Consider the following 24,962-nt stretch of genomic DNA (forward strand, 5'->3'; position numbering starts at 1 on the left):
GGTCTTTGAGCTCCCCGAAAAAATTTCCGCGCCGACCCCGTGACATTCTCGGCGTCCCGTCACGTCTGACGGGTGAACAAGATGCACGGCCGGGGAGAACATCGACGTGGCAGGAGCAGCAGTGCGCAGCGGCGACCTGGAGTACGCGGAGTTCGCCGCCAACCGGTCGGCCCCGCTGTACCGTTCGGCGTGCCTGCTGACGGGTGGTGACACCCACCTCGCCGAGGACCTGGTGCAGGAGACGCTGAGCCGCATGTACGTGGTGTGGCGCCGGCCGGGGCGGCTGTTCGGCGGCCGGGCGATAGAGAATCCGGCGGGCTACGCGCAGGGGGTGCTGTACCGGCAGTTCATCGACCACCACCGGCGGCGCAGTTCGCGCGAGCGTCCGACCGCTGATCTCCCCGACCTGCCGGACCCGACGGGCGACGACAGCACCCTGCGGATGACGCTGCTCCAGGCGCTGGCCCAACTCGCGCCGCGGGACCGCGCGGTGCTGGTGCTGCGCTACTGGGAGGACGTCAGTGTCGAGGAGACGGCGACGATCCTGCGCTGCCGCCCGGGCGCGGTCCGCTCCCAGTCCTCGCGGGCGCTGGCCCGGCTGCGGGTCCTGCTGGGCGACGGCCTGACCGACCTCGCCGCGCACTGACCACCGCCGGCACCGCCCCTGTTCTTTCCTTTTCGTTCCCGGAGACGGTGATCACGCATGCCCGCACTGCCCGAGCAAGACTTCGAGGACCGGCTCTGCCAGGTCTTCCGCGAGACCGGGGACAGCTTCGTCCCGGACACCCCGCTGCTGGCCATGGTCGGCGCGGCCCGGGGCCGCCGCCGCCACCGTCGCCGGCTGGCGCTGGGCTCGGCCGCCGCGGTGCTGGCCGTCAGCGGGGTGACCGCGGTCGTCCTGCCGAACGCCCTGTACACGGACAGCGTCGGCCCGGCGGCGTCCGTCGCGCCCACCCCGGCGGACTCGCGTCCGTCCGACGCGGGGATCCCGGAGGAGGCGCACCTGGTGTCGGCGGTGGCGGAGCGGCTTCCGGCGGGCCTGCGGATCGTCCGCTCCAACGGTTCGACGTTCGGCGCGACGCTCGCCCCGTTCGGCTCGGCGAACGCGCAACTGACCCTGGAGGACGGTCAGGGGCCGAGCCTGCTGACGCTGGACATCACGAACACCACCGGGTGGGGACCGGCGCACTCGTGCGCCGGCTACGACATCGAGGGCGTGACGTGCGTGCAGACGGCCGAGGACGACGGCACCAAGGTGGCCGTCACGCAGTGGACCGGCGCGGACCCGGGCCCTACCCCGCACAGGTACTCCGAGGTGCAGGTGGACGCCCCGGACGGGACGCGGGTCACCGCTACCTCGTTCAACTCCGCGACGCACGCCGGGGATTCGACCCGGCCGGACCCGCTGCTGACCGTCGACCGGCTCCGGACGCTGGCCACCGACCCCGGCTGGCGCACCTTCAAGGCGATGCTCCGACCAGCAGTCACACCCAAGGACCCGCCCGAGCGGGTGCAGCAGCCCGACCTGTTGCCGGCCGGCCTGCAGGTGGTGTCCAGCACCGGCCCCGGTGGCCCGATGCAGCGGACGATGCTGGCCGCCGGCGACCGGATGGTCGAGCTGACCGTGGTGGAGGAGCAGGCGGAACCGTCGGTGGAGTCCTGGTTCGCGGACGCCCCCGCGCAGCCGGACGGCACCCGCGTGCGCAGTGTCACCGGCCGCCCCGTCCCGAACGCCCAGGGCGCCACCGAGACGATCGTCGACGTGCTGGGCCGTGACGGCCACCGGGTCCGCGTGACGGCGGTCAACCCGGCGGGCGCGGGCTCGCCCGACGCGGGCCGGCCCCCGCTGCTGACGCTCGACCAGCTGACCGCGATCGCGACCTGCCCGGGCTGGACGGTGCCGCACCCGAAGTGAGCCGCGCCCGCCGGCCTCGGGTCAGTACCGGTAGCGGAGCGCCTCGACGATCTCCCCCGGCCCGAGTTCGGCGAACCGGGCGATCTCCGCCTCCCGGACGTCGATCACCGACTGCCACAGCGACTCCCCCATCGCGGCGCGCAGCACCTCGGACTTGCGCAGCGCGTCGACGGCCTGGCCGAGGGTGGTGGGCAGGCGTTCGGCGACGCCGTCGGGGTCGCCGGTGGTCTCGGCGGGCAGGTGGAGCGCGTCGCCGAGGCCGGCCAGGCCGGCGGCCAGCACGCCGCCGACGGCAAGGTAGGGGTTGGCGGCGGCGTCGAAGCACTTGACCTCGGCGTTGGCCTGTTCGGGCGCGGAGCCGGTGATCAGCCGCAGCGCGGCCTCCCGGTTCTCCAGCCCCCAGCAGCGGTGCGGGCCGGCCCAGTGGCCGGGGACCAGCCGCAGGTAGCTGGCCACCGACGGGGCGCCGAGCGCGAGCAGTGCGGGCAGTTCGGCCAGCACTCCGGCGAGGAACGCCTCGGCCTCCCGGGTGAGGCCGTGCGGGCCGCTGCCGCCGTGGCCGAGGTTCTGGCCGTCGCGCCAGAGGCTGAGGTGCAGGTGGCCGCCGTTGCCGACGCCGCCGGGGGTGGCGACGGGCGCGAAGCTGGCCCGCAGGCCGTGCCGCAGCGAGACGGCCTGCACGGTGTGCCGGACCAGCAGGGCGGTGTCGGCGGCCTCGACCGGGCCGCTCGGGGCGACGGACAGTTCGAACTGGCCGTCGCTGTACTCGGGGTGCAGTTGGAGCACCGTCAGCTTCTGTTCGCGCAGGGTGCGCAGCAGGTCGCGCAGGTAGTCGCTGTTGCCGATCATCCGGCGCATGCCGTACGCGGGCCCGGCCTCGCCGCCCTCGACGATCCACTCGACCTCGATGCCGGCCTGCACGGTGAGTCCGCGTTCGGCCAGTGCCTCGACGGTGCGGCGGGCGAACTGCCGCTGGCAGCCGGGGTGCGGCTCGCCCTGCTGGGTCCAGCGGTCGCCGGGCGCCCAGGCCCAGCCGGGCTGGGCAGCGAGCCGGCGCAGCGCGGCCAGGTCGGGGACGAGCCGCAGGTCGCCGAGCGCGCTGCCGGACGGGGCGAGCGAGTCGTCGACCAGCATCTGGTCGAAGCAGGGCGAGGCGCCGACGCCCCACCGGGCGGCGTTCTCCAGGCCGCGGACGGGCACGGACTTGACCCGCGTGACGCCGGCGTTGTCGACCCAGCTGACGATCACCCCGTCGACGCCCTCGGCCTCGATCCGGGTGGCGGCCAATCGGGCCTCGGCGGCGCGCTCGGTGCGCGGCTTCACGGTGCTCATGCGCCCATGCTGGCCTGCGGCGATGCGGCGCCCGGGCGACTCGGCCGAGAGGTCACCCGTCCGTGGAGGTTTCAAACGTGACGCGAGTCACATCGAATGATGAAATTCCGGGGACCAAGTCCCCGTTTGAAACCCTGTCCAAGCAGAAACGGGGAGTCCCTCCCCACTCTTCCGGAACCTCTCCGCCCGCTCGAAGGGAGCACCGCACCATGACCACCGTCACCGCTCCCCGCCGGCGCGCGGACGCCACCCGCAACCGGGCGCGCATCGTCGCCGCCGCCTGCGAGGCCTTCGTCGACCACGGGGCGATGGCCCCGCTCGACGAGATCGCCCGCCGGGCCGGCGTCGGCAACGCCACGCTCTACCGGAACTTCGCCGACCGCCGGACGCTGATCCACCAGGTGTCGCTCGCCGTCATCGACCGGATCGTGGCGCACGCGCACGCGGCCACCGCCGAGGAGCCCGACTCCTTCGCCGCGCTCAGCCGCTTCGTGCACGCCGCCGCCGACGAACGGATCGGCGCGCTGTGCTCCCTGCTGTCCGGCACCATCGACCCGCACGACCCCGAACTCACCGACGCCCGCGCCGAGATGAAGCAGGCCACCGAAGACCTGATCACCCGCGCGCAGGCCGACGGACTGCTCCGCACCGACATCGGGGCGGGCGACCTGGTGGTCGCCGTCGCCCAGCTCACCCGCCCGCTCCCCGGAGCCGACTGCCTCGACCTGCACCCGCTGGTCCACCGTCACCTGCAAATCCTGCTGGACGGACTGCGCACCATCTCCCCGTCCACCCTGCCCGGCCACGCCGTGACCATGGAGGACCTCAGCCAGCGCGCCTGAAACCCCGCCGTTCCAGGCCGCCGACCCCCGGCACTCCCATTCTTCCGACAGGCGCCCGACCGGGCCGCCTGCCAGTTTTCGCTTGCTTCGTACGCTCTCTCGCACTCACAGGTGGGTACCTCCATGTCCGAAACCCTCCAGCCGGATCCGCGCCGCTGGAAGGCGTTGATCTTCATCGCGCTGGCCCAGTTGATGGTCGTCCTCGACGCGACCGTGGTGAACATCGCGCTCCCGAGCGCCAAGGAAGACCTCGGCTTCGCCGACAGCACCACCCAGTGGGTCATCACGGCCTACGCCCTGGCCTTCGGCGGACTGCTGCTGTTCGGCGGCCGGGTCGCCGACCTGTGGGGCCGCCGCCGGACCTTCATCCTCGGCCTGGTCGGCTTCGCCGCGGCCTCCGCGATCGGCGGCGCCGCCGTCAACACCGCCATGCTGCTCGGCGCCCGCGCCCTCCAGGGCGTGTTCGGCGCGCTGCTCGCCCCCGCCGCGCTGTCGCTGCTCGCCGTGATGTTCTCGGACGGCAAGGAGCGCGCCAAGGCGTTCGGCATCTACGGCGCGGTGGCCGGCGGTGGCGGTGCGCTCGGTCTGATCCTGGGCGGCGCCCTCACCGAGTACCTGAACTGGCGCTGGACCTTCTACATCAACATCCCGTTCGCGGCGACCGCCATCGCCGGCGCGGTCCTGGTCATCCGCGAGCCCGCCGGCAGCCTGAACCGCAACCGCCTCGACATCCCCGGCGTGCTGCTGGTCACCACCGGCCTGGTCTCCCTGGTCTACGGCTTCACCCGCGCCGAGAGCGCCGGCTGGACCGACGGCTCCACCATCGGCCTGTTCGTCGCCGCCGCCGTGCTGCTCGCCGCGTTCGTCGTGGTCGAGAGCCGGGTCAAGGCCCCGCTGCTGCCGCTGCGCGTGCTCACCGACCGCAACCGCGGCGGCGTCTACCTCTCGCTCGGCATGGCCGTGATCGGCATGTTCGGCCTGTTCCTCTTCCTCACCCTCTACATGCAGGGCGTGCTGCACTACAAGCCGGTCGTCAACGGCCTGGCCTTCCTCCCGATGGTGGCCGGCATGATCACCGGCTCCACCCAGATCGGCGCCCGCCTGATGACCCGGGTCCCGGCCCGCTACCTGATGGCGCCCGGCTTCCTGGTCGCCTCGCTCGGCCTGCTGATCCTCACCCGGATCGAGGTCGGCACCTCCTACTGGCAGATCCTGCCCGGCCTGATCCTGATGGGCCTCGGCATGGGCACCGCCTTCATGCCCGCCATGAGCCTGGCCACCTACGGCGTCCAGCCCCGCGACGCGGGCGTCGCCTCCGCGATGGTCAACACCTCCCAGCAGGTCGGCGGCGCGATCGGCACCGCCCTGCTCAGCACCGTCGCCCACAGCGCCGGCACCGAGTGGGCCAAGGCCCACGCCGCCACCGCCACCGACCCGCAACTGTTCGCCCTGCAGGCCCAGGTCCACTCCTACTCCACCGCCATCTGGTGGGCCGTCGGCATCCTGGCCCTGGCCTCCCTCACCGCCTTCACCCTGATCAACGCCGGCAAGCCCGAACACCACGAGTCCAAGTCCGAAATCGAGGACGCCGTCCCGGTCATGGCGCACTGACCCCCAACCACACACGAACGGCCTGCCCGGAAACCCTCCGGGCAGGCCGTTCCGCGTGTCAGCGCGAGTAGCGCTTCAGCTCCTCGGTGTCCAACGTGATGCCCAACGGGGTGGGCAGTACCACCTCGTGCCCGTAGTCCATCGTCGAGATGTTCCCGTAGCCATCGCCACGGGGCTCGCTGTGGACGGTGACCGTCCCGGCCTGACGATCAATCAGCAGGTACACCGGGATCCCGGCCTCGGCGTACGCCACCGGCTTCTCGACCCGGTCGCGCCGATGAGTGTCGGCGTCGTAGGACGTCACCTCGACCACCATCAGCACCTGGTCCGGGTCGGCCCACTCGCCCTGCCCCGCGAAGGCACCGTCGTGGGCGAGCGCACCGTCGGGCTTGGCGTGGCCGGCCCGATAGCGCTCCACCTTCAGCCCTTGCTCCGCGTACAGCCACAGATCCGGGCGGTGCTGCATGCAGCGCTTCGAAACCCAGCGAATGATCTCGCCGTGGTCGCCGTCGGGCACCGGCTTGACTCCGATCCTGCCGTTGATGAACTCGAACACCACGTCTTCTCGCTCCGCCGCTATGGCAGCGATGTTTCTGAACTGGTCGAGTTCCATCTGAGGGCGCTCAGTTGTCATGACAGCCATGGTGACCTCCTTCGGGAGCCGCGGCCACAGTATGAGCAGTTCGGCACCCGGCCCGTGGCACTTCCCCTCTTCCTACCCGCCAGTAGCTGGGCTACAGTGTCGGCACGCGCCAGCGCCGGGCTTCGGGAGCCGCACCGGGCGGTTGCGTTCTTCTCTCTGTGTGCGCGTCGGCGTCGCTTCATGATCTGTCGGAGCGCCTGAGCACCACGGCACTGCCCCTCGACGGAACCGGAGCGGACCGGTCCGTAGCGCGGGGTCGCCGCTGTTCTTCTTCCGTTCCCCTTTTCTCCCGCGCCGTCGGCGCACCCTCCCCCGTCGTACCCCCGGCATGCCCGGGCAGGTGGCGGGGGCCGTCGGCGCGGGCCCATGACTAAGGAGTCTGGTCAATGGAGCGTCCCTTCCCCACTGTTGCCGTGGTCGGCCTGGGCACCATGGGTGCCGGGGTGGCCGTGGCGGTGGCCCGTAGTGGCCGGCGGGTGATCGGCGTGGAGGCCGGTCCGTCGCAGGCGGCGCGGGCGCTGGCCCGGATCGAGGCGTCCACCGCCCGGGCGGTGGCGCGTGAGCGGCTGACTGCCGAGGAGCGCGCCGCGCTGCTCGCGCTGATCGAGGTCGGTGACGACCTGGCGGCGGCCGCGCAGGCGGATCTGGTGATCGAGGAGGTCCCGGAGGACCTTGAGCTGAAGCGTGGTCTGTTCGCCGAGCTGGACCGGATCTGCCCGCCGGAGACGGTGCTGGCGACCGGCACCACCGCGCTGAGCGTGACCCGGATCGCGGCGGCCACCGCCCGCCCGGAGCGGGTGCTGGGGGTGCACTTCTTCAACCCGGTGCACACCATGAAGCTGGTCGAGGTGGTCCGCACCGTGCTGACGTCGCCCCAGGCGGCCTCGCAGGTCGCCGAGTTGGCGCGTGACCTGGGCAAGGAGCCGGTCGCGGCGGGCGACCGGGCGGGCTTCATCGCCAATGGTCTGCTGTTCGCGTACCTGAACCAGGCGGCGGCGATGTTCGAGTCCCGGTACGCGACCCGGGAGGACATCGACGCGGCGATGCGGCTGGGCTGCGGCCTGCCGATGGGCCCGCTCGCGCTGCTGGACCTGATCGGTGTGGACACTGCCCGCACCGTGCTGGAGGCGATGTACGAGCAGTCCCGGGACCGGCTGCACGCCCCGGCGCCGATCCTCGGCCAGCTGGTCGCGGCGGGTCTGCTGGGCCGCAAGTCGGGCCGCGGTTTCTACACGTACGAGGCCCCGGGTTCGTCCCACGTGATCGCCGAGGAGGCCTCGGAGGCAGAGGCCCGTCCGGCCGGCCGCGAGGTGCGCAGTGTCGGCGTGTGCGGCAGCGGGACGATGGCGACCGGCATCGTGGAGGTGTTCGCGAAGGCGGGCTTCCCGGTGCTGCTGGCGGCCCGCAGCCAGGAGAAGGCGGAGCGGGCGAAGGCGCAGCTGGCGAAGTCGCTGGAGCGTTCGGTGGCCAAGGGCCGGCTGACCGAGCAGGCCCGGGACGCGGCGCTGGCGCTGGTCACCCCGACCGGCGGCTACCAGGATCTGGCGGACGTCGATCTGGTGGTGGAGGCGGTGGCGGAGGACCTCGCGGTGAAGCGCGAGCTGTTCACCACCCTGGACAAGATCGTCAAGCCGGGCGCGGTGCTGGCCACCACCACCTCCTCGCTGCCGGTGATCTCCTGCGCGACGGCGACCGGCCGTCCGCAGGACGTGATCGGCATGCACTTCTTCAACCCGGCGCCGGCCATGAAGCTGGTCGAGGTGGTCTCCACGGTGCTGACGGCCGAGGACGTCACGGCGACGGTGCTGGAGCTGTGCGGGAAGGTGAAGAAGCACCCGGTGGAGTGCGGCGACCGGGCCGGTTTCATCGTGAACGCGCTGCTGTTCCCGTACCTGAACGACGCGGTGCGGATGCTGGAGGAGCACTACGCGACGGTGGACGACATCGACACCGCGATGAAGCTGGGCTGCGGCTACCCGATGGGCCCGTTCGAGCTGTTGGACGTGGTGGGCCTGGACGTGTCGCTGACCATCGAGAAGGTGCTGCACCAGGAGTTCCGGGAGCCGGGTCTGGCGGCCGCGCCACTGCTGGAGCACCTGGTGGCGGCGGGCTGCCTGGGCCGCAAGACCGGCCGCGGTTTCCGCGACCACGCGCGGCGATGACCGGCCGTCCGGCGTCCTCGCCGAGCCCGCGGCCGTCGCCCGCCGGGGGCGTCAACCCGGCTGTGCCGAGGCCCCCGTGGGGGTCCGGCGCGGTCTCCTCTCGGTGGCCGCGGCCCGCCGTGGTGCCGCCCTCGGTGCCGGTGCGCAGGGCCAGGCCGGCGGGGGCGGCACCGGGTGCGTGTAGCGTTCCGGACATGGATCGCCAGACCTCGCTTTCCCAGCAGCAGCAGCCGGCCGCCGGGCCGGACCAGTCGCGGTCGGGGGTGGAGTCCGGGCCGGGCAGTCGCCGGGCCGCCGCCCAGCGGCTGCAGATGCGCCAGGACCTCACGGCAGCGGCCATGCAGCTGTTCGCCACCCAGGGGTACGAGGAGACGACGGTCGATCAGATCGCGGCCGCCGCCGGCGTGGCGCGGCGCACCTTCTTCCGGTACTTCCGGTCGAAGGAGGAGGCGATCTTCCCGGACCACGACGACACCCTGGTGCGGGTGGCGGACCTGCTGGCCAGCGCGGAACCGGAGGAGCACCCGCTGGACGTGGTGTGCCGGGGTATCAAGGAGGTGCTGCGGATGTACGCCTCCACCCCGGACATGTCGGTGGCCCGCTACCAGCTGATCCGGCAGGTTCCGGCGCTGCGCGAGCGGGAGATCGCGGTGGTCTCCCGGTACGAGCGGCTGTTCACCCGGTACCTGCTGGGCCGGTTCGACGCGGCCGAGCAGACCCCGCCGGGCTGGCAGCGCGGCGGGGACGACGACTCGATGCTGGCCGAGGTGTCGGCGGCGGCGGTGGTCGCGGCGCACAACCACGTGCTGCGGCGCTGGCTGCGGGCCGGCGGGTACGGCGACGTGGAGGCGCAGCTCGACCACTCCTTCGAGGTGATCCGGGGGACGTTCTGGCCGACCCCGCCGAGCGGTGCCCGCCGCCGCGGAACCACCTTGGCACCGGGTGCCAATGGGGACGGAGTGCTGCCGGAGGACCCGGCGGCCGTGAGCGCACTGAGTGCCAGCCCGAGCGGTGAGGTGCTGATCACAGTGGCGCGCACGGATGCCCCGCTGGAGACCGTGGTGGATTCGATCCGGGCCGCGCTGGCCGGGCGAAGTTCCCTGTAATCCAGGCAGTTTCCGCAGGTGACAGACAGAATCGAAGGCCCGTTCCCGGTTTCGGGAACGGGCCTTCGCGTGTTCCCGTCAACCCCCTGAGCCGCGTGTCCTGGCTCACGCCAGAAGTTGGCACCCTGTGTCTTTACGAGTGGCACAGGGTGCCACTACTTTGTTGCCACCGGTCGCGGCGCCGCGGCTCCCCACCTCGGCGCGCCGTCGTCCGGTGTCCCCGTCACCCTGGGGACATGTGCTCGCGACTCCACCCATCCGTCGCACCACCGCAGTACCCCAGACCTCAGACCCTCAGCGAAGCCGGTGTCCGCTCCCGGCTCCCCCAGACGCCCTGTGACCCTCGCACAGGTACGCCTTCGGAGGCAGCCATGCAGGAAATTCTCGACGCGATCCTCAGCGGCAACGCCACGTCCGCCGACTACGCGGGCCTCGCGCTGCCCGAGTCCTACCGGGCCGTGACGCTCCACAAGGACGAGGAGCAGATGTTCGCCGGCCTCGCCAGCCGCGACAAGGACCCGCGCAAGTCGCTCCACCTGGACGACGTCGCGCTGCCCGAGGTCGGCCCGGGCGAGGCCCTGGTCGCCGTGATGGCCAGCGCCGTCAACTACAACACCGTGTGGAGCTCGATCTTCGAGCCGGTCTCCACCTTCTCCTTCCTGGAGCGCTACGGCCGGCTCTCCCCGCTGACGAAGCGCCACGACCTGCCGTACCACGTGGTCGGCTCCGACCTGGCGGGCGTGGTGCTGCGCACCGGCGCCGGCGTCAACGCCTGGCAGCCCGGCGACGAGGTTGTCGCGCACTGCCTGTCCGTCGAGCTGGAGTCCGCCGACGGCCACAACGACACGATGATGGACCCGGAGCAGCGCATCTGGGGCTTCGAGACCAACTTCGGCGGCCTGGCCCACCTCGCGCTGGTGAAGACCAACCAGCTGCTGCCCAAGCCCAAGCACCTCACCTGGGAGGAGGCCGCCTCCCCGGGCCTGGTCAACTCCACCGCCTACCGCCAGCTGGTGAGCCGCAACGGCGCCGGCATGAAGCAGGGCGACAACGTGCTGATCTGGGGCGCCAGCGGCGGCCTCGGCTCGTACGCCACCCAGTACGCGCTGGCCGGCGGCGCCACCCCGATCTGCGTGGTCTCCAACGACGCCAAGGCCGACATCTGCCGGGCCATGGGCGCCGAGGCGATCATCGACCGGTCCGCCGAGGGCTACAAGTTCTGGAAGGACGAGAACAACCAGGACCCGCGCGAGTGGAAGCGCCTCGGCGCGAAGATCCGCGAGTTCACCGGCGGCGAGGACGTCGACATCGTCTTCGAGCACCCGGGCCGGGAGACCTTCGGCGCGTCCGTCTACGTCACCCGCAAGGGCGGCACCATCGTCACCTGTGCCTCCACCTCCGGCTACATGCACCAGTACGACAACCGCTACCTGTGGATGTCGCTGAAGCGCATCGTCGGCTCGCACTTCGCCAACTACCGCGAGGCGTTCGAGGCCAACCGCCTGATCGCCAAGGGCAAGATCCACCCGACCCTGTCCAAGGTGTACACGCTGGAGGAGACCGGCCAGGCCGCCCTCGACGTGCACCACAACAAGCACCAGGGCAAGGTCGGCGTGCTCTGCCTGGCCCCGCAGGAGGGCCTGGGCGTGCGCGACCACGAGTTCCGCGCCAAGCACCTCGACAAGATCAATCTCTTCCGCGAGCTTGACGAGCGGAACAACAAGCACAGCCGGGACATCTGATGGCTGCTCAGGAACGCGACCGCCCCTGGCTGATGCGCACGTACGCCGGCCACTCCACCGCGAGCGACTCCAACGCGCTGTACCGGCGCAACCTCGCCAAGGGCCAGACCGGCCTGTCGGTGGCCTTCGACCTGCCGACCCAGACCGGCTACGACTCCGACCACGTCCTCGCCCGCGGCGAGGTCGGCCGGGTCGGCGTGCCGGTCGGGCACCTGGGCGACATGCGGACCCTGTTCGACGGGATCCCGCTGGAGCGCACCAACACCTCGATGACCATCAACGCCACCGCCATGTGGCTGCTGGCGCTGTACCAGGTGGTCGCCGAGGAGCAGGGCGCGGACATCGCGGGGCTCACCGGCACCACCCAGAACGACATCGTCAAGGAGTACCTGTCGCGCGGGACGCACGTCTTCCCGCCCGGCCCGTCGGTGCGGCTGATCACCGACATGATCGCCTACACGGTGGCGCACATCCCGAAGTGGAACCCGATCAACATCTGCAGCTACCACCTGCAGGAGGCCGGGGCCACCCCGGTCCAGGAGATCGCCTACTCGATGTGCACGGCGATCGCCGTCCTGGACGCCGTCCGCGACTCCGGGCAGGTCCCGGCCGAGCGGATGGGCGAGGTGGTCGCCCGGATCTCCTTCTTCGTCAACGCGGGCGTCCGCTTCGTCGAGGAGATGTGCAAGATGCGGGCCTTCACCCGGCTCTGGGAGAAGGTCACCCGCGAGCGCTACGGCATCGAGGACGCCAAGCAGCGGCGCTTCCGCTACGGCGTGCAGGTCAACTCGCTGGGCCTGACCGAGGCGCAGCCGGAGAACAACGTCCAGCGCATCGTGCTGGAGATGCTGGCCGTCACGCTGTCCAAGGACGCCCGCGCGCGCGCCGTCCAACTCCCGGCCTGGAACGAGGCGTTGGGCCTGCCGCGGCCGTGGGACCAGCAGTGGTCGCTGCGGATCCAGCAGGTGCTGGCGTACGAGTCGGACCTGCTGGAGTACGGCGACCTGTTCAACGGCTCGCACGTGGTCGAGGAGAAGACCGAGGAGCTGCTGGCCGGTGCCGAGGCGGAGATCGCCAAGGTGCTGGGGATGGGCGGGGTGATCCCGGCCGTCGAGTCCGGCTACCTGAAGTCCAACCTGGTGGCCTCGCACGCCGCCCGGCGGGCCCGGATCGAGGCCGGCGAGGACCGGATCGTCGGCGTCAACTGCTTCGACACCACCGAGGACAGCCCGCTCACCGCCGACCTGGACACCGCCATCATGGTGGTCGACCCGGCGTCCGAGCGGTCCGTGCTGGCCAACCTGGAGGCCTGGCGCGGCAGTCGGGACGAGGCCGCGGTGCAGACCGCGCTGGCCCGCCTCAAGGAGGTGGCCGTCACCGAGGAGAACCTGATGGACGCCACCCTGGCCTGCGCCCGGGCCGGCGCCACCACCGGCGAGTGGTCGTTCGCGCTGCGCGAGGTGTTCGGCGAGTACCGCGCCCCCACCGGGGTCGGCGGCGCGCCGGTCGCTGTCGCCGCCGAGCCGGGCGGCGAACTCGCCGCCGTCCGCGAGGCCGTGGCCGCCACCGCCGCCGAGCTCGGCACCGGCAAGCTCCGCCTGCTGGTCGGCAAGCCCGGCCTGGACGGGCACTCCAACGGCGCCGAGCAGATCGCCGTCCGGGCCCGCGACGCCGGTTTCGAGGTGGTCTACCAGGGCATCCGTCTGACGCCCGAGCAGATCGTCTCCGCCGCTGTCGCAGAGGACGTGCACTGCGTGGGCCTGTCCATCCTCTCCGGCGCGCACCCGGAGCTTGTGCCCGACGTCATACAGCGGTTGAACCGGGCCGGGGTGGAGGATGTGCCGGTGATCGTGGGTGGAATCATCCCCGCAGCGGATGCCGAGGCCCTCAAGGCCGCCGGAGTCGCTGCCGTGTTCACACCCAAGGACTTCGGCATCACCACCATCATCGGCCGGATCGTGGACGAGATCCGGCTGGCCAACAGGCTTCAGCCGTGGGCCGCGACCACCGCCGCGACCAGCTGACCCCGGAAGGAACACCTCTCAAAATGACTGTGAACCGCCTCCGTCCGCGCCGTTCCTGCCTGGCCGTACCGGGCAGCAACCCGCGCTTCCTGGAGAAGGCCCAGGGCCTGCCCGCCGACCAGGTCTTCCTGGACCTGGAGGACGCCTGCGCCCCGCTGGCCAAGGAAGGCGCCCGCCACACCATCGTGGACGCCCTGAACAACGGTGACTGGGGCGGCAAGACCCGGGTCGTCCGGGTCAACGACTGGACCACGCACTGGACCTACCGCGACGTCATCACCGTCGTCGAGGGCGCCGGCCAGAACCTGGACTGCATCATGCTGCCCAAGGTGCAGGACGCCCAGCAGGTGATCGCGCTGGACCTGCTGCTCACCCAGATCGAGAAGACCGTCGGCCTGGAGGTCGGCAAGATCGGCATCGAGGCGCAGATCGAGAACGCCAAGGGCCTGATCAACGTCGACGCGATCGCCGCCGCCTCGCCGCGTCTGGAGACCATCATCTTCGGCCCGGCCGACTTCATGGCCTCCATCAACATGAAGTCCCTGGTGGTCGGCGAGCAGCCGCCCGGCTACGGCGCCGACGCCTACCACTACATCCTGATGCGCATCCTGATGGCCGCCCGCGCCAACGACCTGCAGGCCATCGACGGCCCCTACCTGCAGATCCGCAACCAGGAGGGCTACCGCGAGGTCGCCCGCCGCTCCGCCGCCCTCGGCTTCGACGGCAAGTGGGTGCTGCACCCGGACCAGGTCGCCGCCGCGAACGAGATCTACTCGCCCGGCCAGGACGACTACGACCACGCCGAGCTGATCCTCGACGCCTACGACTGGTGCACCTCCGAGGCGGGCGGCGCCAAGGGCTCGGCGATGCTCGGCGACGAGATGATCGACGAGGCCAGCCGCAAGATGGCCCTGGTCATCGCCGGCAAGGGCCGCGCCGCGGGCATGCAGCGCACCAGCAAGTTCGAGATCCCGGAGGCGTGACCATGCAGTTCGGACGCACCTACGAGGAGTTCGAGGTCGGCGCGGTCTACAAGCACTGGCCCGGGAAGACCGTCACCGAGTACGACGACCATCTCTTCTGCCTGCTGACCATGAACCACCACCCGCTGCACATGGACGCCAACTACGCGACCACCACCGTGCAGGGCAAGAACGTGGTGGTCGGCAACTACATCTACTCGCTGCTGCTGGGCATGTCCGTCCCGGACGTCTCCGGCAAGGCGATCGCCAACCTGGAGATCGAGTCGCTGCGCCACATCGCGCCGACCTTCCACGGCGACACCATCTACGGCGAGACCACCGTTCTCGACAAGAACCTCACCTCGAAGCCGGACCGCGGCATCGTCTACGTCGAGACCAAGGGCTACAAGCAGGACGGCACGGTCGTCTGCATCTTCCGCCGCAAGGTGATGGTGCCGACCGAGACGTACATCAAGGAGCGCGGCGGCGAGCAGCCCGGTCGCCCCGAGCCGCTGGCCTGACGCCCCTTCCAGACCCCGGACGGGCGGGCCGCCGTCATCGGCCCAGCCCCTACCCGGTTCCCGGGGGCTCCGCGGCAGCCACGCGCCGCGGAGCCCCCCAACCCCCAACCCTCTTGAGCAGTCACGGAGCCGCACGATGGGACGCCTCGCACAGACCGACGGCCTCACCGAGATCCAGCGGGACATCCTCGCCACCGTGCGGGAGTTCGTCGACAAGGAGATCATTCCGGTCGCGACCGAGCTGGAGCACAAGGACGAGTACCCGACCGCCATCGTCGAGGGCATGAAGCAGCTCGGCCTGTTCGGGCTGACCATCCCCGAGGAGTTCGGCGGCCTCGGCGAGTCGCTGCTCACCTACGCCCTGGTGGTGGAGGAGATCGCCCGCGGCTGGATGTCGGTCTCCGGCATCGTCAACACCCACTTCATCGTGGCGCACATGATCAACGCGCACGGCACCCAGGAACAGAAGGACTACTTCCTGCCGAAGATGGCCGCCGGCGAGCTGCGCGGCGCCTTCTCGATGTCCGAGCCGGGCCTCGGCTCCGACGTCTCGGCGATCTCCACCAAGGGCGTCAAGGACGGGGACTTCTACGTCCTGAACGGCCAGAAGATGTGGCTGACCAATGGCGGCACGTCCAGCGTCGTCGCGGTGCTGTGCAAGACCGACGAGGGCGGCAACACGCCCTACAAGAACATGACCACCTTCCTGATCGAGAAGACCCCGGGCTTCGGGCCGAACGAGACCGTCCCCGGCCTCACCGTGCCCGGCAAGATCGAGAAGATGGGCTACAAGGGCGTCGACACCACCGAGCTGGTGCTCCAGGACGTCCGCATCCCGGCGGACCGGATCCTCGGCGGCGTCCCCGGCAAGGGCTTCTACCAGATGATGGACGGCGTCGAGGTCGGCCGGGTCAACGTGGCCGCCCGCGGCTGCGGCGTGGCCCGCCGGGCGTTCGAGCTGGGCATCGCGTACGCCCAGCAGCGCACCACCTTCGGCAAGAAGATCGCCGAGCACCAGGCGATCCAGTTCAAGCTCGCCGAGATGGCCACCAAGGTCGAGGCCGCGCACCAGATGATGGTGATGGCCGCCCGTAAGAAGGACAGCGGGCAGCGCAACGACCTCGAGGCCGGCATGGCGAAGTACCTGGCCTCCGAGTACTGCAAGGAGGTCGTCGAGGACTCGTTCCGGATCCACGGCGGCTACGGCTTCTCCAAGGAGTACGAGATCGAGCGGCTGTACCGGGAGGCCCCGATGCTGCTGATCGGTGAAGGTACGGCGGAGATCCAGAAGATGATCGTGGGACGCCGTCTGCTCGAGGAGTACCGGCTCGCCGACTGAGACCGTCCTGATACCGGGCCGGAAAGGCGGGCGTGCGGGCCCGCCGCCGGCCCGCCCGTGCCCGCCCCCGGCCTGGTCAGCCGGACCAGGCGGGCACGGCACTTGATGCGGTCGCCCGGCGCGTTTCCCCAGGTACGCGCCGGGCGGCCGCTTCCCCGCACTGACTGTGACCGGCGTGTCGCTGAGACGTGAATCACCCGTGACCCGGGACCTCTTGGGGAACCGGACCCAGTCCGGTTACGGTCGTACACATAGCAGGTGCCCGACTCGGCAGGCAGGCGTAGTTCGACTAGCAGGCGGCTTGCCCAGATACCGGCAGGTCCCGATAGCATCCACCGGGACAGCAGCCGTCCCACACAACTCGATCCCCGCGGTGGCCCTCGTCCAGGGGCCATTCAGTGTTCCCGCGCGGGGCCCGCGACAAAAGGTCCTCGATGCCCATCAGCCCGTCCCCTCACACCTCCGCCCAGGGTTTCGCCCCCGAGGGTCGGCGTCCCCGCGTGACCATCGCGCGCGGTGCCACCCCCTGGTTCGTTCCCACGCTGGCCACCGCCGCCGTGACGACCGCCCTCACCCGGCGCTCCGGCAAGTGGGCCCTGGCGGCCGTGCCGGCCTGCGCGCTCAGCGCAGGCATGCTGTGGTTCTTCCGCGACCCCGAGCGTGAGATCGGCGCCGGCAGAGTGATCTCCCCGGCCGACGGTGTGGTCCAGTCCATCGACGAGTGGCCGGACGGCCGCACCCGCGTCGCGATCTTCATGAGCCCGCTCAACGTCCACGTCAACCGCGCGCCGCTGGCCGGCAGCGTGACGTCCGTCGAGCACATCGCCGGTGGATTCGTCCCGGCGTTCAACAAGGACAGCGACCGCAACGAGCGCGTCGTGTGGCACTTCGACACCGAGCTCGGCGACATCGAGATGGTGCAGATCGCGGGCGCCGTCGCCCGCCGCATCGTCCCGTACATGGACGCCGGCACCAAGGTCGAGCAGGGCGAGCGGGTCGGCCTGATCCGCTTCGGCTCCCGCGTCGACACCTACCTGCCGGCGGGCGTCGAGGTTGGCGTCACGGTCGGCCAGAAGACCACCGCCGGGGTGACTCGCCTTGACCGTGACTGATCCGGAAACCCTAGTGGGCCTCGGTGACGAGGAATCCACCGAACTGCGCCGCCGCCGCTGGGCGCGGGACCGCGAACTCCGCACGCCCCGCTCCCCCCAGCACCTGTCCACCGCCGACTTCCTGACGCTGGGAAACGCCGTCTGCGGCTTCCTGGCCATCTACTCGACCACCACCGGCATCCTGATGCCGCACCTCACCGGTGAGTCGAACGCGCCCGTCAAGCACAGTGCGGCCACCGTCGTCACGCTGCTGCTGGTCGGCGCCATGTGCGACCTCTTCGACGGCCTGGTGGCGCGCAAGCTGCGCTCCTCCGCGCTCGGCGCCGAGCTCGACAACCTCGCCGACCTGATCAGCTTCGGCATCGCGCCGGCGTACTTCGTCGCGGTCTGGGGCCTGGTCTCCACCGGCTCCAACCAGCAACTGTCCGCGTTCATCGCGCTGACCGTGCTGCTGGCGGTGGTGCTGCGGCTTGCCAGGTTCTCCGCCGTGAAGATGCGGCCGGGGATCTTCCAGGGCATGCCCTGCCCGATGGGCGCCATGACCGTCATCGCGATCGTGCTGCTCGACCCGCCGTTCGTCCCCGGCCTGCTGCTGATCTTCGGCGTGGCCTACCTGATGGTCAGCCGGATCGAGTACCCCAAGCCGCAGGGCCTGCTGGCCACCGCGACGGTGGCCTGGATCGTGGTCTCCATCGGCTGCCTGGCGGCCTGGGCCGCAGGCCTGCCCGGCGGCGACACCCTGATGCACATCGGCGCGCTCGCCCAGATCGCGCTGGCCGCGATGGCGCCGCTGCTGGTCATCCGCCGCAAGGTCGGCGAGAAGGTCGGCGTGGTCCGCGCCCGCCGCGCGGAGAACCGCGGCTGACACGCACAGCGGAAAGCCCCCCGTTCGAATCGAGCGGGGGGCTTTCGCGTTGCCTGGAACCTACGCCCCGCCGGTGTGGACCGAGAAGGCGCTGCGGCGGGCGGCGCGGGCGACTGCCGGGTCGGGGTGGACGGAGGCGACGGCCGTCAGGACGCTCGCGGCGCGCGGGTGGCCGGACTGGCGGGCGCGGTTGAACAGGCGGACGGGTTCGCCCGCCGAGGCGCCCTCGACGTGGCCGACCAGCAGATCGGTCTCGCCGTGGTCGAGCACGGCGGCCGCCGTGTCCACCCACAGCCAGGCGGCGTCCTCCGCGCCCAGCACGTCGGCCGGGGAGGCGCCCCCCTCGTCCAGCTGTTCGGCCAGCCAGAGCAGCGCGTAGGGCCGCAGGACGGCCTCCTCGACGGCGCCCCGGACGCCCTGCTCGGCGGTGGAGCCGGCCACCACCCGCAGTGCCTCGAAGGCCAGGCCGCGGACCAGCGCGTCCTCGCCGCGGGCGGCTTCGAGGAGTTCGGCGACGGCCCGGTCGGCGGGGCGGGCGGCGACCCAGGCCCGGAACTCGGCGCGGGCCGGTCCTGGGCTGTAGTCGGCGCAGGCGCTGAGCAGTTCGAGGGCGCTCTGTTCGATGTGCCCGGCGGCGGTCTGCGCGACGGTGCAGATCTCCTCCAGCTTGGCGCGCACCGCCCAGTGGCCGAGCGGGGAGAGCTCGGCGGCCTCGTCCTGCCGGCCGAGCGCGCCGACGGCGGCCAGGCCGTCGAGCATCCAGTCCAGCACGGCGGCCACGTCGGCCGACGAGTGCGGGGTGTCGATCTGCGGCTCCCGGCAGGTGCCGCGGACCGCGGAGACCGCGGAGGCGGCGTGCGGGACCGGGGAGAGCGGGAAGGTGCCGCTGCTCGGGCCGAGGCGGCGCTCGTCGAGGCCGCGGCGGAGCAGTTCGAGCAGTTCGCTGTCGGCGACCGGCCCGTCCACCAGGTGCAGGAAGGACAGCAGCTGCGGGGCCTGGTCGACGGCCTGGCCGGCCAGCTGGGCGAACACCCCGCGCAGCGCGGCGGGCGGCACCGGGGCGAGCAGCGTCCAGGCGTCGAACAGCGCGGACCAGCCGCGGACCACCGCCTCGTCGTCGCGTTCCCAGGCGTGCAGCCGCCAGCCAGGTCCGGCGCCGCCGTCGCGGAGCTCGACCAGGCCGACAAGCAGCGCCTGACCCCAGGCGTTGGCGGCGGCGCCGACCGTCATGGCGAGGGCGCGGCCGGCGGCGCGGGCGTCCTCGGGGAGGAGTTCGCCGCGCTTGTCGACCTCGGTGAGCTCGCCGGCCCAGCGGGCGACGCGGACCGCGTCGGCGAGCATCCGGCGGGCCAGCGGGGCGAGTTCGGCGGGTGCGGGAAAGCCGTCCGGGACGGGCACTCGGCCTCGTCCGGGCTTGGCGGGTACCCGGCGGCGGTTGGCTGCGGGTACGGTGCCCTCCGCACGCCCGACGGCCGTACCGGGCAGACGGGTCACCGTCGCACCGGTGCGGTGGGGCGGGTGCGGGGCATCACGGTCGCGCGGGTTCCGAGACGTCACGCCGTGCAGTCTTCCCCTTGCACGGGCCTTCTGTCACATCGGCTGCCGGGCTGTCTCGGAGTATTGTCCGAACCCTTCGGACGACGGACGGACAAGCCGGGCCAAAGCGGGACGAACAACTCCGCTTTCCGGCATGGACATGGCGTGAAGCGTGATCACTCCGATATGAGGACGCGGCGGGCCCGCTTCCGGTTCCCGCCCGGCCGTCACAGCAGCGGGGTGAGGAACCGGCGCAGCGCCTCGGTGTACCCGGCCGGGTCGGCGTTCCAGAGCGCCGCGTGCTGCGCGTGCGGCACCGGGTGCAGGCTCACCAGGTCGTCCCGATCGGACGCGAACCGCCGGGCCGCCGCCCACGGTGTGAGCGGGTCGTCCGGGCTCTGCAGCAGCAGTGCGGGCGAGGCGAGGTCGGCGCCGGACGAGATCCGGGCGAACCCGGCCAGGTCCACGCCGGTGCGGCCCTGCGCGGCGAGGGTGCCGAGCTCGGCGAGCATCGGGGACGCCCCGAACCACCCCGCCGCCCGGCGCACCGACTCCTCCCAGTCCAGCACCGGGGAGTCCAGCACCAGCCCGCCGATCTGCCCCCGGTGGGCGGAGTGCGCGGCGGTGTGCAGCGCGATGGTCGCGCCGATCGACCATCCGCACAGCACCACCTTGCCCGCGCCGAGGTCGAGCGCGGTGCGGATCGCCGCGTCGATGTCCTGCCACTCGGTCTCGCCGAAGTGCGCCAGCCCGTCCGGCGACGCGGGGGCGCCGGCGTCGCCCCGGTAGGTGACCGTCAGCGTGGGCATCCGCAGCGAGTGCATCAGCCGCAGCACGGGCAGCGCCTGCGAACGGTCGGCGGCCGCGCCGTGGATCAGCACCGCCCAGGTGCCGCGGATCCCGGGGGTGCGCCAGGCCGGGAACGCCCCCAGCTCGCCGACCACGGCGGTCTCCGCGAAGTCCAGGCCGAGCGCGGAGCGCGGGTCGCCGGTCAGCACCCGGGCCGTGATCCGGACCTCGGTGCCGACGGCGAGCGTCCCGTACTCGGCGCGTTCCAGCCGCCGGGTGACCCGCCCGCCGCCCGAGCCGAGCACCTCGCCGACCACGGCGTGGCCGCCCTCGTCCCACTCCAGCGCGTAGTGCCCGCGCCGGACGGTGTCCGGGGTCGCGGTCAGCGTCACCCGGCCCGGCCCGAGCTCCAGCACTTCGACCCGCGGCGGCGCGGCCGTACCCGGCTGCACCACCTGGTCCGACACCTTCCGGCCGAGCAGCAGGAACGCCGCCGCTCCGGTCCCTGCGGCGGCGGCTGCGACAACGGCGGCGGTTCCCCAACGCATGGCGGTCTCCCGGAGGCTGGCGGGTCCTTTGCCTCCAGTGCACCCGCCCACCGGCCGTCCGGCGAGCCGGGGCCCCGCTGGGGGTGACGCACGGTCCCTGCCGGGAGCGTCTCAGCCGTACGGGTTGATCGCCCGGAAACGGACGGTCTCGGTGCGGCGGTCGAACCACAGCTTCGTGGTGTGGCCGCTGCCGGCGCCCGTCACTCCAACGCGATCCCCCCATGACCGCCCTGGCCGGCACGCGTCTCACCGGCGGCACCGGCCGGGGTGGTGGCCCCGGCCGGTGCGGGGGTGTCAGGCCTTGCCCTGGCCGGCCCCGGGGCGCTGCTTGTTGGCGTCGACGACCGCGCGGGTGACGATGCTGGTGCGCTCCACGACGGTGCCGGGCTTGACGCCGTTGACCTCCCGGATCTGCACGCCGCGGCTGCCGAGGTACTGGTGGCTGTCCCGGTCGAAGATCCACTCCGACCGCTCGCCGGTCCGCGGGTCCAGCCGCGCCAGCGCGATCCCGTCACGGTCGGAGGCGTCCTGCGCGTGCTCGACCACCACGACGCCCGGGATCTTGCCGGCCGCCTCGTAGAGCGCGCCGGCGAGGGCGGAGGGCACGAGCTGCTCGCGGATGATGGAGCCGATCTCGTTGAACGCCTCCTGGTCACGGTCGTGGTTGCCGCTCGCCGTCGAGTAGGCGAACTTCAGCAGCGCGTCGGGGTCGGCGGGCTGGGCCGCGAGCCACTTGTAGGTCAGGTCCTTGCGGGGCTCGTCGCTGCCCAGCTCGATGCCGCCCTTGGCCTGGTAGCCCGGCTCGTCCAGCCACCCCTTGGTGCCGTCGAGGGACTTCCACGCCTCGCGGTCGTGCAGCGGCTGGACCCAGGTGGCGGACTCCCCGGTGTCCCCGTTGAAGCTGGAGGCCAGGAAGGAGACCCGGCTCTTGATGTAGATGTACTGGCCCGCTCCGGGCTGGGGCGTGGGGTTCGCCGTCGCGGCGGCGGCGAGCTCGCGCACCGTCGAGGTGACCTTGACCGCGCTCCCCTCGTCGATCTGCACGACGGGCGCCTTGACCAGCTGCGGAGCCGCCACCGTCGTGGTGTCGGGCGAGCCGGCCATCGAGACGACCACGGCGAGGGCAGCGGCCGCGGCGACCGGCACCGCGATCAGTGCGGTGCGGCGCAGCGGGCGCCGGGCCGGGACGGGCGCGGGGGTGGGGTCGGACTGGTGGATCTCGCTCATCAGGTGCTCCTCGAGCAGGTGCTGGCGGTCGGCCGCCAGGCGGGGGTCGGCCGGTGCGGGCAGGAGGCGGGCCAGTTCCGCGTGGTCGAGCGGTTCGTTGCGCCGCCGCAGGTTGCGGATCATCGGTGCGTCTCCTTGTGCGGCCGGGCCGCGGTGTCGCGGCTGCCCTGTACTTGTCCGGGGATCGGGAGGGGTTCCGGGTTTTTCCTCGCGGTGCGCAATTCTTCGTCCGCGAGTTTGCGCAGTCGGGTGCGGGCGCGGGACAGGCGTGAGCGCACGGTGCCGACGGGTACGCCGAGGGTGGTCGCCGCTTCGGCGTAGCCGAGCCCGGACCAGACGCACAGCGCGAAGACCTCGCGTTCCGAGCGCCGCAGCCGTGCCAGGGCCTTGCGGGCGGCGGCGAGTTCCTCGGAGTCGGCCATCCGGCCGACGAGTTCGTCCGCGAAGTCGGGGACCACGTCGGCGGCCGGTACCCGGGACATGGCCGCGCTGTGGCGGCGGGCGGCGCGCGTCGTGTTGCGCAGCACGTTCACCGCGATGCCCATCAGCCAGGGGCGCGGGCTGTCGCCCTCGTCGCGGAGCTTCCCGCGCAGGCGCCAGGCCTCGAGGAAGGTCAGCGAGACCACGTCCTCGGCCAGGGCCCAGTTCCCGGTCACGCGCACGGCGTGGCGGTACACCAGCGAGGAGTGGTCCCGGAACAGGTCACGGAACGCTTCGGGATTCCCGGCGCGCAGCCGGGAGTGTGGATGGTTCACGTCATGCCTTGTCCGGGCAGGCACACCGGTTCCCGTGACGCAGGTCACCAACCGGGGCCGGCGAGGGTGCGGATGAGGCTCGGCCCGGGCGCGGTCAGCGCTTCCGGCAGGCCGAGGCCTGGAACTCCGCGACGGGGACGGTGAGCGTGGTGCCGCTGCCGTCGGAGGCGGTGCCGTCGTAGCGGACGGTTCCCGGGGTGAGCTGCTTCAGGTCCTCGGGGGTGAAGGAAGTGGCGGTCGACGACCGGGAGTTGTCCTTGGTCCAGCCGTGGAGGTGGTAGGTGGTGCCGGCATCGAGCGTGGTGGCGGACTTGCCCGTCTCCCAGCCGTCGGCGGGGGCGTCCAGGGTCCAGGTGGTCAGCCCGGGCTCGAGGGCGGTGCGGGCGGTCCAGGTGCCGATCGTCTCCTGGTGGCTGCCCTCGCTGGTGGAGAGCGTCGCTCCGTCGATCCGGTGGCCGCAGACCAGCATGACGCCGAGCGGCCGGCCGTCCTCGTTCACGGAGATCCCGGCGACGGCATCGCTCGCAACCGTGCACCCCGAGAGCGCCACCAGGGCGGCCAGGACCGCGGCCACCGGCACGGTGCGCCGGACCAGTTGTCGCACGATTCCTCCCCCGCCCCGCCCGTCCGGGCGTCGAACGTGGCTGCATCCTAGGGCCCGTCGGATGCGCGCTGACCTCGGCCCCAGCAGTGGGCGGGGTGTGACCAACTCGTCCGGCGCCTCGGTTGACTGGCCCGAAGCGGGCGTGGTGGGATCTTCGGGCCAAACGGAGGCAAGCAGAGGAAGCCGGTTCGAGTCCGGCGCGGTCCCGCCACTGTGACCGTTCACCCCGCGCGGGGGTGACCGGAAGTCAGGAGACTCTGGCCTTCGTTCCGTCGATCCAGGGCGCGGACCCTGAGTGAGGACACAACGCCATGCGGGCTGCCCCGTACCTGGTGGGCGCGGTCGCGGGGTATCTCGCGGACGCCCGGCTCGGAGACCCCCGGCGCGGACACCCCGTCGCCCTGTTCGGCACTGCCGCGACCCGGCTGGAGCGCCGGCTGTGGCGCGACCACCGCGGGGTGGGAGCCCTGCACACCGCACTCGCCGTCGGCGCCGTCGGGGGCGGGGCGGCACTCGTCGCGCGGGCCGTCCGTCGCTCGCCGCTCGCCGCGGCGGCGCTGACCGCGGGTGCGACGTTCACCGTCCTGGGCGGGACGTCGCTCACCCGGGAGGCCCGGGCCATCGGACGGTCGCTGGCCGCCGAGGATCTGACGGCGGCTCGGGAGCGGTTGCCGCACCTGTGCGGGCGTGACCCGTCGGGGCTGGACGAGCAGCAGGTGGCCCGGGCGGTGGTCGAGTCCGTCGCGGAGAACACCGCCGACGCGGTCGTCAACGCGCTGGTGTGGGGCGGTCTGGCGGGCGTTCCGGGGCTGCTGGCGTTCCGGGCCGTGAACACGCTGGACGCGATGGTCGGTCACAAGTCGGCGCGCTACCGCCGCTTCGGCTGGGCCTCGGCCCGTCTCGACGACCTCGCGGGCTGGCCGGGCGCCCGGCTCACCGCGCTGCTGACTGTCGCAGCGTCCGACTCCCCCGCCCGGACCTGGCGGGTCTGGCGCCGGGACGGCTCCGCGCACCCGAGCCCGAACGCAGGCCAGGCGGAAGCCGCGTTCGCCGGTGCCCTCGGTGTGCGGTTGGGCGGGACGCTGCGCTACGGCGAGCGGGTCGAGCACCGGCCGGTGCTGGGCGCGGGCCTGCCGCCGGTCGGCCCGGCCGACATCGACCGTGCCTGCCGTCTCTCCCGCCGGGTCGGCGTGCTCGCGCTTGGCGTGACGCTCGCCGCGCGGGCGGCTCTGGCCGGACGGCGGCGCGGGTGAACCCGGCCGCGCCGACCGCGCGGTGGGTGCAACTGGCCGTGCGGAACGGCGAGTTCGACGATTGTTGGGCTTTC

General features: G+C 72.2%; 21 protein-coding genes and 1 riboswitch. Of the genes, 14 read left to right on the forward strand and 7 right to left on the reverse strand.

The genetic code is table 11. From position 1 onward, the window contains the following. Nucleotides 1–106: 106 nt before the first annotated feature. On the forward strand, nt 107–646 hold the full coding sequence (locus ACIHEI_RS19515) for a SigE family RNA polymerase sigma factor (RefSeq protein WP_387646155.1): 540 nt from the start codon (nt 107–109) through the stop codon (nt 644–646). Between the two features lie 57 nt (nt 647–703). Next, nucleotides 704–1,915, forward strand: coding sequence for a hypothetical protein (locus ACIHEI_RS19520; protein WP_396607493.1), 1,212 nt, complete (start codon nt 704–706; stop codon nt 1,913–1,915). Nucleotides 1,916–1,936: 21 nt separating this feature from the next. Here ACIHEI_RS19520 and ACIHEI_RS19525 read toward each other — a convergent pair whose 3' ends face one another. Further along, entirely contained in the window at nt 1,937–3,247 is a 1,311-nt protein-coding gene (locus tag ACIHEI_RS19525; protein ID WP_396607494.1) for a glutamine synthetase, read from the reverse strand. Nucleotides 3,248–3,456: 209 nt separating this feature from the next. On the opposite strand from ACIHEI_RS19525, the gene ACIHEI_RS19530 reads away from it, so the two are divergent. Further along, the gene (locus ACIHEI_RS19530; protein ID WP_396607495.1) at nt 3,457–4,089 is read left to right on the forward strand and encodes a TetR/AcrR family transcriptional regulator; all 633 of its coding nucleotides are present in this window, start codon (nt 3,457–3,459) and stop codon (nt 4,087–4,089) included. A 123-nt stretch (nt 4,090–4,212) separates the two neighbouring features. Next, complete coding sequence (locus ACIHEI_RS19535; protein ID WP_396607496.1) at nt 4,213–5,700, forward strand: MFS transporter; 1,488 nt, start codon at nt 4,213–4,215, stop codon at nt 5,698–5,700. A gap of 58 nt (nt 5,701–5,758) precedes the next feature. On the opposite strand, the gene ACIHEI_RS19540 is transcribed toward ACIHEI_RS19535, so the two are convergent. Further along, the gene (locus ACIHEI_RS19540) at nt 5,759–6,343 is read right to left on the reverse strand and encodes a Uma2 family endonuclease (protein WP_396607497.1); all 585 of its coding nucleotides are present in this window, start codon (nt 6,341–6,343) and stop codon (nt 5,759–5,761) included. A gap of 386 nt (nt 6,344–6,729) precedes the next feature. Here ACIHEI_RS19540 and ACIHEI_RS19545 point away from each other — a divergent pair, with 386 nt between their 5' ends. The 9 genes from ACIHEI_RS19545 to ACIHEI_RS19585 all read left to right on the forward strand — a co-directional run bounded on the left by ACIHEI_RS19545 (nt 6,730) and on the right by ACIHEI_RS19585 (nt 18,176). Continuing rightward, nucleotides 6,730–8,505, forward strand: a complete 1,776-nt coding sequence (locus ACIHEI_RS19545) for a 3-hydroxyacyl-CoA dehydrogenase family protein (RefSeq protein WP_396607498.1) — start codon at nt 6,730–6,732, stop codon at nt 8,503–8,505. A gap of 194 nt (nt 8,506–8,699) precedes the next feature. Beyond that, nucleotides 8,700–9,611, forward strand: a complete 912-nt coding sequence (locus ACIHEI_RS19550; RefSeq protein WP_396607499.1) for a TetR family transcriptional regulator — start codon at nt 8,700–8,702, stop codon at nt 9,609–9,611. A gap of 371 nt (nt 9,612–9,982) precedes the next feature. Further along, complete coding sequence (gene ccrA, locus ACIHEI_RS19555) at nt 9,983–11,353, forward strand: crotonyl-CoA carboxylase/reductase (protein WP_387646177.1); 1,371 nt, start codon at nt 9,983–9,985, stop codon at nt 11,351–11,353. Then, nucleotides 11,353–13,377, forward strand: coding sequence for a protein meaA (locus ACIHEI_RS19560; protein ID WP_392951972.1), 2,025 nt, complete (start codon nt 11,353–11,355; stop codon nt 13,375–13,377). The genes ccrA and ACIHEI_RS19560 overlap by 1 nt, the downstream gene beginning before the upstream one ends. A gap of 23 nt (nt 13,378–13,400) precedes the next feature. After that, nucleotides 13,401–14,360 carry an HpcH/HpaI aldolase/citrate lyase family protein gene (locus ACIHEI_RS19565; RefSeq protein ID WP_387646182.1) on the forward strand — a complete coding sequence of 320 codons (960 nt, stop codon included), beginning with the start codon at nt 13,401–13,403 and terminating at the stop codon, nt 14,358–14,360. Between the two features lie 2 nt (nt 14,361–14,362). Then, nucleotides 14,363–14,860 carry a MaoC family dehydratase gene (locus ACIHEI_RS19570; RefSeq protein ID WP_387646653.1) on the forward strand — a complete coding sequence of 166 codons (498 nt, stop codon included), beginning with the start codon at nt 14,363–14,365 and terminating at the stop codon, nt 14,858–14,860. Nucleotides 14,861–14,996: 136 nt separating this feature from the next. Continuing rightward, nucleotides 14,997–16,199 (forward strand): acyl-CoA dehydrogenase family protein, encoded by a 1,203-nt coding sequence (locus tag ACIHEI_RS19575; RefSeq protein ID WP_380486031.1) that lies wholly within the window; start codon nt 14,997–14,999, stop codon nt 16,197–16,199. Nucleotides 16,200–16,633: 434 nt separating this feature from the next. Then, nucleotides 16,634–17,311 (forward strand): phosphatidylserine decarboxylase, encoded by a 678-nt coding sequence (locus tag ACIHEI_RS19580; protein ID WP_387646187.1) that lies wholly within the window; start codon nt 16,634–16,636, stop codon nt 17,309–17,311. Beyond that, a complete protein-coding gene (locus tag ACIHEI_RS19585) occupies nt 17,298–18,176 on the forward strand; it encodes a CDP-alcohol phosphatidyltransferase family protein (RefSeq protein WP_396607500.1) in 879 nt (292 codons plus the stop codon). The genes ACIHEI_RS19580 and ACIHEI_RS19585 overlap by 14 nt, the downstream gene beginning before the upstream one ends. 60 nt (nt 18,177–18,236) lie before the next feature. Here the strand turns inward: ACIHEI_RS19585 and ACIHEI_RS19590 are convergent, their stop codons facing one another. The 5 genes from ACIHEI_RS19590 to ACIHEI_RS19610 form a co-directional block, all read right to left on the reverse strand. Next, nucleotides 18,237–19,733 carry a hypothetical protein gene (locus ACIHEI_RS19590; RefSeq protein WP_392951968.1) on the reverse strand — a complete coding sequence of 499 codons (1,497 nt, stop codon included), beginning with the start codon at nt 19,731–19,733 and terminating at the stop codon, nt 18,237–18,239. 206 nt (nt 19,734–19,939) lie between these two features. Beyond that, nucleotides 19,940–21,049, reverse strand: a complete 1,110-nt coding sequence (locus ACIHEI_RS19595; protein WP_392951966.1) for an alpha/beta hydrolase — start codon at nt 21,047–21,049, stop codon at nt 19,940–19,942. Between the two features lie 294 nt (nt 21,050–21,343). Next, nucleotides 21,344–22,399 (reverse strand): CU044_5270 family protein, encoded by a 1,056-nt coding sequence (locus tag ACIHEI_RS19600; RefSeq protein ID WP_396607501.1) that lies wholly within the window; start codon nt 22,397–22,399, stop codon nt 21,344–21,346. Continuing rightward, entirely contained in the window at nt 22,396–23,031 is a 636-nt protein-coding gene (locus ACIHEI_RS19605; RefSeq protein ID WP_396607502.1) for an RNA polymerase sigma factor, read from the reverse strand. The genes ACIHEI_RS19600 and ACIHEI_RS19605 overlap by 4 nt, the downstream gene beginning before the upstream one ends. A 94-nt stretch (nt 23,032–23,125) precedes the next feature. After that, on the reverse strand, nt 23,126–23,635 hold the full coding sequence (locus ACIHEI_RS19610) for a hypothetical protein (protein ID WP_396607503.1): 510 nt from the start codon (nt 23,633–23,635) through the stop codon (nt 23,126–23,128). A 175-nt stretch (nt 23,636–23,810) separates the two neighbouring features. After that, nucleotides 23,811–23,893, forward strand: a riboswitch (cobalamin riboswitch). A 53-nt stretch (nt 23,894–23,946) separates the two neighbouring features. Between ACIHEI_RS19610 and ACIHEI_RS19615 the strand changes: the two genes are divergently transcribed. Further along, a complete protein-coding gene (locus ACIHEI_RS19615; protein WP_396607504.1) occupies nt 23,947–24,888 on the forward strand; it encodes a cobalamin biosynthesis protein in 942 nt (313 codons plus the stop codon). Nucleotides 24,889–24,962: the final 74 nt, after the last annotated feature.

Source organism: Kitasatospora sp. NPDC051984 (assembly GCF_044593455.1).
GTDB lineage: Bacteria > Actinomycetota > Actinomycetes > Streptomycetales > Streptomycetaceae > Kitasatospora.